This window comes from Janthinobacterium sp. SUN137 (assembly GCF_030587265.1).
In the GTDB taxonomy this organism is placed as follows: domain Bacteria; phylum Pseudomonadota; class Gammaproteobacteria; order Burkholderiales; family Burkholderiaceae_D; genus Janthinobacterium; species Janthinobacterium kumbetense.
In genome coordinates this window covers 557,417-569,456 of the sequence record NZ_JAPWHZ010000004.1, presented here as the reverse complement: position 1 = coordinate 569,456, position 12,040 = coordinate 557,417, and the positions used below count along the sequence as shown (strand labels likewise).

Below are 12,040 nucleotides of genomic sequence, written 5' to 3'. Positions count from 1 at the left end.
TCAGCCGGGCCGGCCATCTCAGCCATGCCTGTCGTTGGAGAAGCGATAGGGTACCGTGTCCGAATCGGCCGGCACGCGCCAGTGGTCCGGCGCATCATAGCGATACGCATGGTCCACCGCATTGACGAGGATGGCAGGAGTGCTGCAGTAATTTTGCACGCCATGCCAGACGCGCGGCGGCACGACGAGCAGGCCGGGACGCCTGGTGCCCAGCTTGAATTCGTTGAGCATGCCAAAGGTGGGCGAATCCTCGCGCGCGTCGTACAGCACCACGCGCATCTGGCCTGCCGCCACGAACAGGCGGTCCGTCGTGATGGCATGCGCATGCCAGGCGCTCAGTCCGCCCGGCTCCAGGGTCGAGGCGAATATCTGGCCAATCTGCGCTGTAGCATCGGGCACCCATTCGGTGCGGAAAATTTCAGTCAGGCTGCCGTACGCCGTCAAGACAGGCTTGATTTCCTGGAAAATCACGCCATCGATCAAGGAAGGCGTTGTCGGCTTCCATTCCTTGGTAATACTGACACCATCTTGCTTCGCGCCAACCAACAACCAGTTATCTTTCTCAACCACCAGATTTACCCCTAGAATTTTTATTAAAATGCTCTTATGTATTGCAACCGTATTATCTATCGTCGCGACATGTCCTTCAATCCCCGGCGGCGGCGTAATTCACGTAAAAATGTGCCTTTGCGCCAATATTTGAGCCAGAAGCCGGGATGCGGCGGCCACAGCCCCAACATATAACAAAGACTGCGTGACAATGCTTTCATGGCCGTTATCGCGGACTGTAGCGGTGCGATAAGACGCTCACGCCCCACCTTGCCATACAGCGTGGTGACTGCCTGCAGAATATTCAACGGATCTTGCATGTGCGTCCACCAGAACGCATGCTCGGCGTGTTGCCGGTCCAGGTAGGCATTGCTGCGGGTGCCAGACTGAATCAGGATGGCGCCGATGCGAGGATGGGCCAGCATCGGCCGCCCCGCGCGATATACGCGGTGCAGCCAGGCTTGCGACGGCCAGCAGCGCACTTCCCATGAGGGCTGCCATGGGCCGATCTGCAGGGCCAGCTCGCGCCGCATGACCCACAGGGTAGCGGGCACATCCATCCACGGACGGTACGGTTGCACGCCGTCTGCCAGCGCCCCCACCATGTGATACCCGACCGGCAAAACCACCAGTCCCAGGCCAAAGACCAGGTCGGCCGCGGTGCGCTCGAGGACTTCAATACTGCTTTGCAAATGATCGGGCAACCACAGGTCGTCGTGGTTCAGGAATGCCAGATAGGTGCCGCGTGCCAGGCTGACGCCGAGATTGTTGGGCCCCGTCTGCTCGCCGTAATTGGTTTCCAGATTCACAAAGCGGATACGCGCGTCGCCGAACGCGGCGACCACCTCGGCGGTATCGTCGGTGCAGCAATCGCCGACAATAATCAGTTCCCAATCCTGCACGGTGCTGGCGAGTGCCGACTGAATAGCGTACCCGAGGATATTGCTCCGGTTATACGTGGCCATGACAATGGAAACGAGCGGTTGTTTCTCCGGCTGCATGGCAGGCCTTTTCAAATAGACAAACAAAAAATGCCGCTCAAATACATTGAGCGGCATTTCGCGATGGACGAATGCAGTATGTTGCTGGCGCTCGCCAGCAAGCATCTGTCCTTAGACGTTGAACAGGAAGTTCAGCACGTCGCCATCCTTGACGACGTATTCCTTGCCTTCGGCGCGCATCTTGCCCGCTTCCTTGGCGCCCGCCTCGCCCTTGTAGGCGATGAAGTCGTCATAGGCGATGGTTTGCGCGCGGATGAAGCCGCGTTCGAAGTCGGTGTGGATCACGCCGGCCGCCTGCGGTGCCGTGGCGCCGACAGGGATGGTCCAGGCGCGCACTTCCTTCACGCCTGCCGTGAAGTAGGTTTGCAGGCCCAGCAGCTTGTAGCCGGCGCGGATCAGACGGTCCAGGCCAGGCTCTTCCATGCCCATGTCGGCCAGGAAAGCGCCCTTGTCGGCGTCGTCCAGGTCGGCGATTTCCGCTTCCAGCGCCGCGCAGATGGCGACGATAGGGGCGTTTTGCGATTGCGCATAGGCCGTCAGCTGATCCAGCAGCGGGTTATTCGTGAAGCCCGAGTCGGACACGTTGGCCACGAACATGGCCGGCTTGGCCGTGATCAGGCACAAAGGCTTGATCAGTTCCATTTCATCGGCGTCCAGGCCCATCGCGCGCACGGGTTTCGCGTCGTTCAGGTACGGCATCATGCGTTCCATGATGGCCAGCAGCTTGGCCGCATCCTTGTCGCCCGAGCGGGCTTTCTTGTTTTCGCGGTGGATGGCTTTTTCCACGGTGCCCATGTCGGCCAGCGCCAGTTCGGTCTGGATAACTTCGATATCGTCGAGCGGGTTGATCTTGCCTGCCACGTGGATGACGTTGTCATCTTCGAAGCAGCGCACGACGTTGACGATGGCATCCGTTTCACGGATGTGCGACAGGAACTGGTTGCCCAGGCCCTCGCCCTTCGATGCACCCGCCACCAGGCCGGCGATGTCGACGAATTCCACGATGGCGTTGACCATGCGTTCCGGCTTGACGATGGCGGCCAGCGCATCCATGCGTGGATCCGGCACTTCGACGACGCCGACGTTCGGCTCGATGGTGCAGAACGGATAGTTTTCAGCCGGAATGCCGGCTTTCGTCAGTGCATTGAACAGGGTGGACTTGCCGACGTTCGGCAAGCCGACGATACCGCATTGGAGACTCATGGGAAAACCTTTAATAATCAAAGCACATGGCGCCGTCTATCGGCGTGCTTGCCGTGCTGTTAGGGAAAACGGGGCGATTGTTCACCCTTTTCCGGGGATAGTGCGTGTGCTGCATTTCAAGGGGTCAATTGTACCCGTGTCCCGCGCGCTTCAACAGTCCGATGATGGGCAAATGACGCCAAAACAGTCGTATCGTGACGCCATCAGGCCCTGTTCTCAGACCGTATGCAGCTTCATGGTCGCCGCCTCGAACTTGCCTTCGACGATCTGCGGCATGACTTGCAAGGATTTTTCTATCGCTTGCTCGATCAGCTCCTGGTCTTCGCGGCGCGGGCGGTGCAGCACGAAGTCAGCCACCTGCTGCTGCAGGCTCAGGGTGCGCGGATGGCCGATACCCAGGCGCAAGCGCCAGTAATCCTGCGTGCCCAGCGCGGCCGTGATGTCCTTCAAGCCATTATGGCCGCCGGCCGAGCCGCCCTTCTTCAGGCGCGCGATGCCGGGCATCAGATCGAGTTCGTCGTGTACGACCAGCACTTCATCGGCGGCGATCTTGAAGAAACGCGCCAGCGCGCCCACGGACTGGCCCGAGCGGTTCATGAAGGTCAGCGGTTCGAGCAGCCAGACTTCGTTGCCGCCGATGGAAGTCTTGGCCAGCATGGCGTTGTAGCGCGAATCGCGCTGCAAGCGCGTGCCGGGCAAGCTGTTGGCGAGGTTGTCCACCAGCCAGAAACCGGCATTGTGACGGGTTTGTTCGTATTCGGGTCCCGGGTTGCCGAGGCCGACGATCAGGCGTATGGGCATGGCTGTGTCTGCAGTGTAAAAACGTATTATCGGTGAAAACGGACAGAAAAAAACCCGTCCGGAGCGAACCGGACGGGTTTTTCCTTGCGACTACCGCATTGCTGCGGCGGCAAAATTACTTCTTGTCAGCAACAACTTCAGCAGCAGCGGCTTCAGCAGCAACGTGGCCAGCCGGTACCGAAGCGGTAGCGATGGTCAGGTTGGCGCCGTGGGTGACCGCGGTCACGCCAGCTGGCAGGACCAGGTCGCCAACGTGCAGCGAGTGACCGACGTCGATGTTCGACAGGTCAACGTTGATGAATTCTGGCAGTTGGCCTGGCAGGCACGAAACTTCGATTTCGTTGGCTACGTGGCTGATGGTCGCGCCGTGCAGTTTGACTGCTGGGGAAACGTCAGCGTTCGTGAAGTGCAGAGCAACTTTCACGTGGATAGCTTGCTTAGCGTCAACGCGTTGGAAGTCAGCGTGCAGAACCAGTTGTTTGTATGCGTGGACTTGGAAGTCGCGCAACAGAACTTGCTGGGAAACGCCGTCGATTTCCAGGTCCAGGATCGACGAGTGGAACACTTCTTTTTTCAGCGCGTGGTACAGGGCGTTGTGATCCAGCGAGATCAGCACTGGGGCTTCAGCGCCACCGTAGACGATACCAGGGGTTTGGCCGGAAATGCGCAGGCGGCGGCTCGCTCCGGAACCTTGCAATTCGCGTTTAAATGCGATAACTTTCATGTGAAACTCCAAGAAGAACAAGGCTTGCGCCTTGTGTTATGAAGATTCCCGCGACCAGGAATCTTCGAAAATGGGCGCATACGCGCCCCGAAAACTAAAATACTACGGCGCAACAGGCAAAAAGCCGGTCGCGCCGCAGGTGACGTCTGTTGCTGCTCTTGTCGAATTAATCGATAAAGAGGGAAATAACCGAATCGCCCTTGATGATGCGCTTGAACGTCTCGGCCAGCAGCGGCGCGCACGTCAATTGACGGATCTTGCCGCAGGCCAGGGCCGCTTCGGACAGGGGGATCGTGTCGGTCACGACCAGCTCATCGAGTGGCGAGGCCGAAATACGGTCGATCGCCGGGCCCGACAGGACCGCGTGCGTGCAATACGCCACGACTTTTTTCGCGCCGCGCTCTTTGAGCACTTCGGCAGCCTTCGTCAGGGTGCCTGCCGTGTCGACCATGTCATCCATGATCACGCAGTTGCGGCCTTCGACTTCACCGATGATGTTCATTACTTCCGACACGTTCGCTTTTGGACGACGCTTGTCGATGATGGCCAGGTCGCAGCCCAGGCGTTTTGCCAGAGCGCGCGCACGTACCACACCGCCGACGTCCGGCGACACCACCAGCAGATCCTGGTAGTTTTTCTTTTGCAGGTCGCCCAGCAAAATTGGCGAAGCGTAGATATTGTCGACTGGGATATCGAAGAAACCTTGAATCTGGTCAGCGTGCAAGTCCATGATCAGGACGCGCTCGACACCGGCTTCTTCCAGCATGTTCGCCACCACCTTGGCCGAAATTGCCACACGCGCGGAGCGTGGACGACGGTCTTGGCGGGCGTAGCCGAAGTAAGGAATCGCGGCGGTGATGCGGCCAGCGGAAGCACGTTTCAAGGCATCAACCATCAGCATGATTTCCATCAGGCTGTCGTTGGTTGGAGCACAGGTGGATTGCAAAACAAAAACATCCTTGCCGCGTACGTTTTCGTTAATCTCGACCATTACTTCGCCGTCGGAGAATTTCGAAACGTTTGCTTTACCGAGAGGGATGCCGAGGTTTTTTGCGACCCCCTCTGCCAACGCTGGATTCGCGTTGCCGGTAAAAACCATCAGGTTTTCGTAAGCCATGGGAGTCCCAAGAGGTGATATAGAAGTCTTGAAAAGCACTAACCGGGCATAGGCCCGGTCAGTCATTGTTTAGAATATGCCGCGTGGCGACATATCTGCTTTTTCCCGTACTGGACGCTAACTTCGCATCGACAGACTACGGTGAAATTTTGGCAGGGGAAGAAGGATTCGAACCTTCGCATGCTGGAATCAAAATCCAGTGCCTTAACCAGCTTGGCGATTCCCCTACGTTACTGACTGCTTGCCGTCATGTTGGCCAGTATTATACCGACTATTTGACGCTAAGCAAAATCTTTTTTTGCTCTTTACAACACCGTGAGCATCGGGTGGCGATTCAGCGCTTTTGCCTTCCAGGCGATCCAGATTGGTGGCACATTGCTGAGCACCGCATCCGCTTCTTCCTGACTGCCAAACGCACTAAACACACAAGCACCGGAACCAGTCATCCTGGCCTCACCGTAAGCACCCAGCCATTCTACCGCATCTGCTACCGGCTTGAAAAGACTGCATGCCACTTGCTGTAAATCATTCCTACCAAACCCGCCCGCATCGTTTCCTTCTGCGAGGTACCTGGAAAAGTCCGCTATTGTGACGGGTTCGGTATTTCTCGTCAAGCCTTCCGCGCAAAAAATTGCGGCGGTAGGCACTTGCACGCCCGGCTCGATCACCACATACCAGCATTCGGGCGTGGCGACGGGCTGCAGGGCCTCGCCCACGCCTTCGGCAAAGGCGTTCTCGCCAAAGATGAAAAACGGGATATCTGCCCCCAGCGGCAAGCCCAGCGCCATCAATTCCTCGCGGCTCAAGCCCGCTTGCCACAGGCGGTTCAAGGCCATCAGGGCCGTGGCCGCGTCGGACGAACCGCCCCCCAGGCCGCCGCCCATGGGCAGCACCTTGTCGATGGCGATATCGACGCCGCGCGGCAAGGCGCCCGTGCGGCGCAGCACTTCCGCCTGCAGCAGTTTCGCGGCACGGACGATCAGGTCCTGCTCTTCCGGCACGCCGGCCAGCGCCGTCACGCGGCGGATCAGCGTATCGTCGCGCAGCGCGAAGTGCAAGGTGTCGCCATGGTCGAGCAACTGGAATACCGTCTGCAGCAGATGGTAGCCATCGGCGCGGCGACCGTTAACGTGCAGAAATAAGTTCAGCTTGGCGGGAGCCGGGCAATGATTCAGGGTCGTCAATGTCATGGTGCAGGTGTGGATGGGGCGGCATCGAGCACGATACGCAGCGAGACGGCATCGGCCTGCGCGCTGGTGGTGCGTTCGGCATCGATACGCCGCGGTTGGGGCAAGGCGCCCGGTGTATTCTCAGCAGCATCTTGCCACGACACATAGCGCAAGCGCCAGCCGTCTTTGGTTGTCACGCTGTCATTGGCCGGTGACGCGACGAAGCGCTTGCCATCGGCCCCCACGGCATAGCCTTGCAGCCAGTCGCGCAAGCCCGACACGGGCAGGGACCAGCCCAGCATCTGCGCGCTCAGGGTATCGACATCGGGCGCGCTGCGCGGCGCCTTGCCGCTTTGCGTCAACACGGCCTGCTGCGGCGTGACGGCGATCGTCGCCAAGGTGCTGCCGACGGGCGTATACAGGGTCACATCCGTGCGCGCGGCCGTCTGCAGCCAGTTGAAATTGACGGTGGCCGATTCAGGCTTGTCATCCTTCTGGTACACGACGTTCAAACGGCCCGTCAGCTCCACCTGTTCCCGGTAGGGCGCGACGGCTTCGCCCGATGGCGCGGCGCCGGATGAAAAGGGAGAAGTCAGGGTCGAGCAGGCCGAGAGGGCCAGGCACAGGACCGTCAGGGGCAGGAAATGTTTGGACATGGGTTTGGACATGGGCACAAGGAAAAACCAGCGCCATGGCGCTGGTTTCTCATAGTTGAGTTAATCGGTTCAATCACAAACTGACATTCAAGCGCGCCAGGGTGCTTTTCAGCGCATCGTTTTTCGGATCCTTGCCTTGCGCCTCGCGCCACAGCTTTTGCGCTTCGGCCTTGTCGCCCTTCTGCCACAGCACTTCGCCCAGGTGGACGGCGATTTCCGGGTCGCTGCGCACGGCATAGGCGCGGCGCAGCGCGTTTTCCGCGGCAGCCAGGTTACCCATGCGGAACTGTACCCAGCCCATGCTATCCATGATGAACGGGTCGCCCGGCGCCATCTGCAAGGCTTTTTCGATCAGTGCATGGGCTTCCGGCAGGCGGATGCCCCGTTCGGCCAGCGAGTAACCGAGGGCGTTATACGCGTGCTGATTGTCGGGCGCCAGCGCCATCACGCGGCGCAGGCTCGCTTCCATCAGTTCGAGTTTATCCAGGCGCTCGGCCAGCAAGGCGTAGTCGTACAGCAATTCCGGATTATCGGGGAAGCGCAGCAAGGCATTTTCCAGCACCGTATAGGCGCTTTGCACGTAGCCGGCATCGCGCAGGAATTGCGCGTCGACCAGCAGCACCTGCGCCTGGCTTGCCGGATCGTCCGTTTCGATTTCCGTCAGCGCCTTGCGCGCCGCATCGAGATTGCCGCCACGGGCGATCAGCTGGGCGCGGCGCAAACGCGCCTCGACATAACCGGCGGACGCGCTGTTGTCGATCTTGTCCAGCCAGGCGATGGCGCCGGCCGTGTCGCCGCGCGTTTCGGCGATCTGCGACAGTATCATCAGGGCCTTGAACGGATCGCGCGCGTCGCCAGGGGATTTGTCGAGCACGGCCAGGAAGCGCTTGAAGTACTGCTCCGCGCCCTTGGTATCTTCCAGCTGCAACGCCACGATGCCGAGCGCATACAGGCCGCCCAGGTTGTCGGGCTGACTTTTCAGCAGCAGCAGGAATTGGTCGCGCGCCGGCTCCAGCTGTTTTTGCTCGACCAGCAGGCGCGCATACGCGCCGCGCACCTCGACAGCGTCCGGATTCTTTTGCAGGAAGGCGGCCAGCACCTTGCCTGCCGCCTCGGGTTCGCCCGTCACCTGCGCCAGGGTCAGCGCGGCCAGCTCGGAGTTCGGCTTGATCGCCAACGCCTTGTTCGCTTCGCCGATGGCGCGTTCACGCTCACCGATCGACAAGGCGCCCTGCGCCAGCACCAGGTGGGCTTCGAACATGTCCAGGTAGGGCTGCACCAGGCGCGTCACCATCGAATAGGCATACAGCTTGTCATTCGAACGCGACAGGATTTGCTGCATCTGGAACAGGGCCACGCCCCGTGCACCCGGCGGCGCATTGGCCAGGCGCTCGGCAAAAATCGGTTCCGCTTCTTCGATCTTGTCCGTCAAGACGACGAAGCCGAGGAAGAACTGGGTCGCCTCATCCGATTCGGGCGCCAGCTCGCGCCACAGGCGGATGGCCGCCAGCGCTTCGCCGCCCTGCTTGGCGGCCAGCGCCATTTCGGAGGCGCGGCGCGCCAGGCGCGGGTCGCGCGTCTGCTGCGCCGCCACCATCATCGTCACGTACGGCCCTTGCCACTGGCCGCTCTTGAATTCCATTTCAGCCTTGGTCAGCTTGTACAGCAAATCGCTGCTCAACTCGACCTTGGGCAGCTTCTCGCCCTTGGCGTCGTCGCCGGACTCGATACCGGGCGCTGGCGGCGCAGCGGCCGCAGCGGGACTGGCCGCCCCATCGGCGGGGGCAACAGGCGTCTGTGCCATGGCATGCGTGGCCATCAGGGCGGACAAGGTTACAATGGCGAAAGCGTTTTTCAAAGGCTGATCCTGGCTAAACGGCAAAGTTTGATTCTACGCCCAACGCGGCTATCGCGTACTTCACGTATGTAACGAAATATATACGTCGTGGCGGCGTAGCGTGCCCGGGCCAGCCATCGGCCGGCGACCCGCCTGTTTTTTATCCGGTTTTCCACCATTCGAGCCCTATGCCAGAATTGCCAGAAGTCGAAGTCACACGGCGCGGTGTCGCGCCCCACATCGAAGGGCGCGCCGTGCGTGCCGTCGTGCTGCGCCGCGACGGCCTGCGCTGGCCCTTCCCCCCTGCCCTGGGCGAACAATTGTCGGGGCAAACCATCGGCCTGACGGGGCGGCGCGGCAAATACCTGCTGATCCACTTCCGCCACGGCACCCTGATCATCCATCTGGGCATGTCCGGCCATTTGCGCGTGCTGCCCACGGGGACCGAGGCGCAAAAGCACGACCATTTCGACCTCGTCGTGGAAGACGCGGACGGCGGCAGCCAGGTGCTGCGCATGACGGATCCGCGCCGCTTCGGCGCCGTGCTGTGGCATGACGAGGCCGACGGCCCGCTGGATGGTCACGCGCTGCTGCGCGGCCTGGGCACGGAACCGCTGGAAGGCGGCTTCACGGGCCAGTTGCTGTTCGAGAAAACGCGCAACAAGGGCACCAACATCAAGCAGGTGCTGATGGCGGGCGACATCGTCGTCGGCGTGGGCAATATCTATTGTTCCGAAAGCCTGTTCCGCGCGGGGATCAACCCGAAGACGCCAGCCCGGCGCATCGGCCTGGCCCGCTATGAGAAACTGGCGCAATCGATCCGCGACGTGCTGGCCGAAGCCATCGTGCAGGGCGGCAGCACCCTGCGCGACTTCATCGGCGTCAACGGCCAGTCCGGCTACTTCCAGCAGACGTATTTCACGTACAACCGCGCGGGCAAGCCATGCCGCGTGTGCGGCGCGCCGATCCGGCAAATCGTGCAGGGACAGCGTTCCACGTTTTACTGCGTGAATTGCCAAAAGTAGCCACACTCACAGAGGGAGCCAGATGGTCAGAGACTTGGAACAATACAGCGCATGGCGGCAGGACGTGCAGGCCGCCTTGCAGGCATACCGGCAAGCCGCCAGCGCGGCGGGCCTGGTCGACGGCGCCTCCGCGCTGCGCCTGGCGCGCTGTGGCTCCCGCCTGACTGACGACCGCCTGTCCGTCGCCTTCGTGGCGGAATTCTCGCGCGGAAAATCCGAGCTGATCAACGCCATCTTCTTTGCCGGCTATGGCCAGCGCATCCTGCCCTCGGGTGCGGGCCGCACCACCATGTGCCCCACCGAGCTGCTGTACGACGCAGCCTGGCCCCCATCGATCCGGCTGCTGCCCATCGAGACACGCGCGCAGAACCTGTCGACCAGCGACTACCGCGACCTCCCCGCCGCCTGGACCGTCCTGCCCCTGAATATCGAGGCGGGCGGCGACATGCAGGAAGCCATCCGCCAGGTCAGCCTGACAAAGAAAGTCAGCCAGGAAGAAGCGGCGCGCTACGGCCTGTACGACGCCGACGACGCGGACGCCCCCGCCATGCTCGACGAGGACGGCCAGGTGGAAATTTCCATGTGGCGCCACGCCATCATCAACTTCCCCCATCCGCTGCTGAAACAGGGCCTGGTGATTCTCGACACGCCCGGCCTGAACGCCATCGGCACGGAACCGGAACTGACCCTGAACCTGATCCCGAATGCGCACGCGGTGCTGTTCATCCTGGCGGCCGACACGGGCGTCACGCGCAGCGATATCGAAGTGTGGCGCAACCATATAGGCGCCGGCGCGGGGCGCCTGGTAGTGCTCAACAAGATCGACAGCATGTGGGACGAATTGCGCGGCGATGCCGAGGTGGCGCAAGCCATCGAACGCCAGCAGGCCAGCGTGGCACATCTGCTGACACTGGACACCGGCCAGGTGTTTCCCGTCTCGGCGCAAAAGGCCCTGGTGGGCAAGATCAACCACGATGCGGCGCTGCTGGAAAAGAGCCGTTTGCTGCCGCTGGAGACGGCCCTGTTCGAGGAGCTGATCCCCGCGCGCAAGGACATCATCCGGCGCCAGCTGGCGTTCGACCTGGACGCCATCGAGGCGGCGCAGCAGGTGCAGGCGGCGGCGCGCGCGCGCGGCATCGCCGAGCAGCTGCACGAGCTTCACAGCCTGCGCGGCAAGAACCAGAGCGTGATCGCGCACATGATGCGCCGCGTCGATATCGAGAAGAAGGAATTCGACAGCAGCCTGTTCAAGCTGCAGGCCACGCGCGCCGTGTTTACGCGCCTGTCGACGGAACTCTATACGAGCCTGGGCATGGACATCGTGCGCGACGATATCGATGGCGTGCGCGCCGCCATGCAGCGCAGCCGCTTTTTCACGGGCTTGCGCGAAGCCGTGCGCCAGTATTTCGAGCGCATCACCCGGAACCTGGACCGTTCGGAAGGCAAGACGGCCGAGATCACGGAAATGATGAACGTGATGTACCGCAAATTCGCCACCGAACATGGCCTGGCGCTGGCCTTGCCGATGCCGTTTTCGCTGGCCCGCTACCGCCAGGAGATCGCCGATATCGAAGCCGTGTATCACAAGCAGTTCGGCACGGCCACCCTGCTCACCACCAGCCGGGTCGTGCTGATGGAGAAATTCTTTGACACCATCGCCTCACGCGTGCGCCGCAGTTTCACCAACGCCAACGACGACGCCAGCGCCTGGCTGAAAGTCATCATGGCGCCCCTCGAAGCGCAGATCGTCGAATACAAGGAACAGCTGAAACTGCGCTTTGCCTCGATCCAGCGCATCCACGACGCCACGGGCAGCCTGGAACAGAAAATCGCCGGCTTCGAAGCCAGCCTGGCGGCGCTCGAACGCGACAAGGCGCAGCTGGCGCAATTGCTCGCTGCCTTGCGCACGGCCAGCGCCACATAAAACACGCAACAACACGCCACAAGATACTGGAACC

At 61.3% G+C, this 12,040-nt stretch carries 11 protein-coding genes and 1 tRNA gene; 2 read left to right on the top strand and 10 right to left on the bottom strand.

The annotated features are described in order from the left end of the window. Positions 1 to 18 precede the first annotated feature (18 nt). From O3298_RS23020 to O3298_RS22975, 10 genes are all read right to left on the bottom strand, one after another. On the bottom strand, positions 19 to 570 hold the full coding sequence (locus O3298_RS23020; protein ID WP_305056630.1) for a dTDP-4-dehydrorhamnose 3,5-epimerase family protein: 552 nt from the start codon (positions 568 to 570) through the stop codon (positions 19 to 21). Positions 571 to 626: 56 nt separating this feature from the next. Next, positions 627 to 1,655, bottom strand: a complete 1,029-nt coding sequence (locus O3298_RS23015; RefSeq protein ID WP_305060606.1) for a glycosyltransferase family A protein — start codon at positions 1,653 to 1,655, stop codon at positions 627 to 629. Between the two features lie 6 nt (positions 1,656 to 1,661). After that, a complete protein-coding gene (ychF, locus tag O3298_RS23010; RefSeq protein ID WP_086145737.1) occupies positions 1,662 to 2,753 on the bottom strand; it encodes a redox-regulated ATPase YchF in 1,092 nt (363 codons plus the stop codon). 216 nt (positions 2,754 to 2,969) lie between these two features. After that, on the bottom strand, positions 2,970 to 3,554 hold the full coding sequence (gene pth / locus O3298_RS23005) for an aminoacyl-tRNA hydrolase (RefSeq protein ID WP_289912372.1): 585 nt from the start codon (positions 3,552 to 3,554) through the stop codon (positions 2,970 to 2,972). A 115-nt stretch (positions 3,555 to 3,669) separates the two neighbouring features. Beyond that, complete coding sequence (locus O3298_RS23000) at positions 3,670 to 4,278, bottom strand: 50S ribosomal protein L25/general stress protein Ctc (protein WP_077408940.1); 609 nt, start codon at positions 4,276 to 4,278, stop codon at positions 3,670 to 3,672. 166 nt (positions 4,279 to 4,444) lie between these two features. Beyond that, entirely contained in the window at positions 4,445 to 5,395 is a 951-nt protein-coding gene (locus O3298_RS22995) for a ribose-phosphate pyrophosphokinase (RefSeq protein WP_034753270.1), read from the bottom strand. A gap of 150 nt (positions 5,396 to 5,545) precedes the next feature. Continuing rightward, positions 5,546 to 5,622 (bottom strand) — tRNA-Gln (locus O3298_RS22990). 78 nt (positions 5,623 to 5,700) lie between these two features. Then, on the bottom strand, positions 5,701 to 6,585 hold the full coding sequence (ispE, locus tag O3298_RS22985) for a 4-(cytidine 5'-diphospho)-2-C-methyl-D-erythritol kinase (protein ID WP_305060605.1): 885 nt from the start codon (positions 6,583 to 6,585) through the stop codon (positions 5,701 to 5,703). Beyond that, positions 6,582 to 7,220 (bottom strand): outer membrane lipoprotein LolB, encoded by a 639-nt coding sequence (locus O3298_RS22980; protein WP_289899511.1) that lies wholly within the window; start codon positions 7,218 to 7,220, stop codon positions 6,582 to 6,584. The genes ispE and O3298_RS22980 overlap by 4 nt, the downstream gene beginning before the upstream one ends. 73 nt (positions 7,221 to 7,293) lie before the next feature. After that, positions 7,294 to 9,078 carry a tetratricopeptide repeat protein gene (locus tag O3298_RS22975; protein WP_305060604.1) on the bottom strand — a complete coding sequence of 595 codons (1,785 nt, stop codon included), beginning with the start codon at positions 9,076 to 9,078 and terminating at the stop codon, positions 7,294 to 7,296. A 167-nt stretch (positions 9,079 to 9,245) separates the two neighbouring features. Here O3298_RS22975 and mutM point away from each other — a divergent pair, with 167 nt between their 5' ends. Continuing rightward, on the top strand, positions 9,246 to 10,082 hold the full coding sequence (gene mutM, locus O3298_RS22970; protein ID WP_289905767.1) for a bifunctional DNA-formamidopyrimidine glycosylase/DNA-(apurinic or apyrimidinic site) lyase: 837 nt from the start codon (positions 9,246 to 9,248) through the stop codon (positions 10,080 to 10,082). 22 nt (positions 10,083 to 10,104) lie between these two features. After that, entirely contained in the window at positions 10,105 to 12,006 is a 1,902-nt protein-coding gene (locus O3298_RS22965; RefSeq protein ID WP_305056626.1) for a dynamin family protein, read from the top strand. Positions 12,007 to 12,040: the final 34 nt, after the last annotated feature.

Bases quoted from the DNA above. Each gene is read 5' to 3' on its own strand.
- O3298_RS23015 (WP_305060606.1), bottom strand. From the start codon at position 1,655: ATGCTTGCTGGCGAGCGCCAGCAACATACTGCATTCGTCCATCGCGAA.
- ychF (WP_086145737.1), bottom strand. From the start codon at position 2,753: ATGAGTCTCCAATGCGGTATCGTCGGCTTGCCGAACGTCGGCAAGTCC.
- pth (WP_289912372.1), bottom strand. From the start codon at position 3,554: ATGCCCATACGCCTGATCGTCGGCCTCGGCAACCCGGGACCCGAATAC.
- O3298_RS23000 (WP_077408940.1), bottom strand. From the start codon at position 4,278: ATGAAAGTTATCGCATTTAAACGCGAATTGCAAGGTTCCGGAGCGAGC.
- O3298_RS22995 (WP_034753270.1), bottom strand. From the start codon at position 5,395: ATGGCTTACGAAAACCTGATGGTTTTTACCGGCAACGCGAATCCAGCG.
- ispE (WP_305060605.1), bottom strand. From the start codon at position 6,585: ATGACATTGACGACCCTGAATCATTGCCCGGCTCCCGCCAAGCTGAAC.
- O3298_RS22980 (WP_289899511.1), bottom strand. From the start codon at position 7,220: ATGTCCAAACATTTCCTGCCCCTGACGGTCCTGTGCCTGGCCCTCTCG.
- mutM (WP_289905767.1), top strand. From the start codon at position 9,246: ATGCCAGAATTGCCAGAAGTCGAAGTCACACGGCGCGGTGTCGCGCCC.
- O3298_RS22965 (WP_305056626.1), top strand. From the start codon at position 10,105: ATGGTCAGAGACTTGGAACAATACAGCGCATGGCGGCAGGACGTGCAG.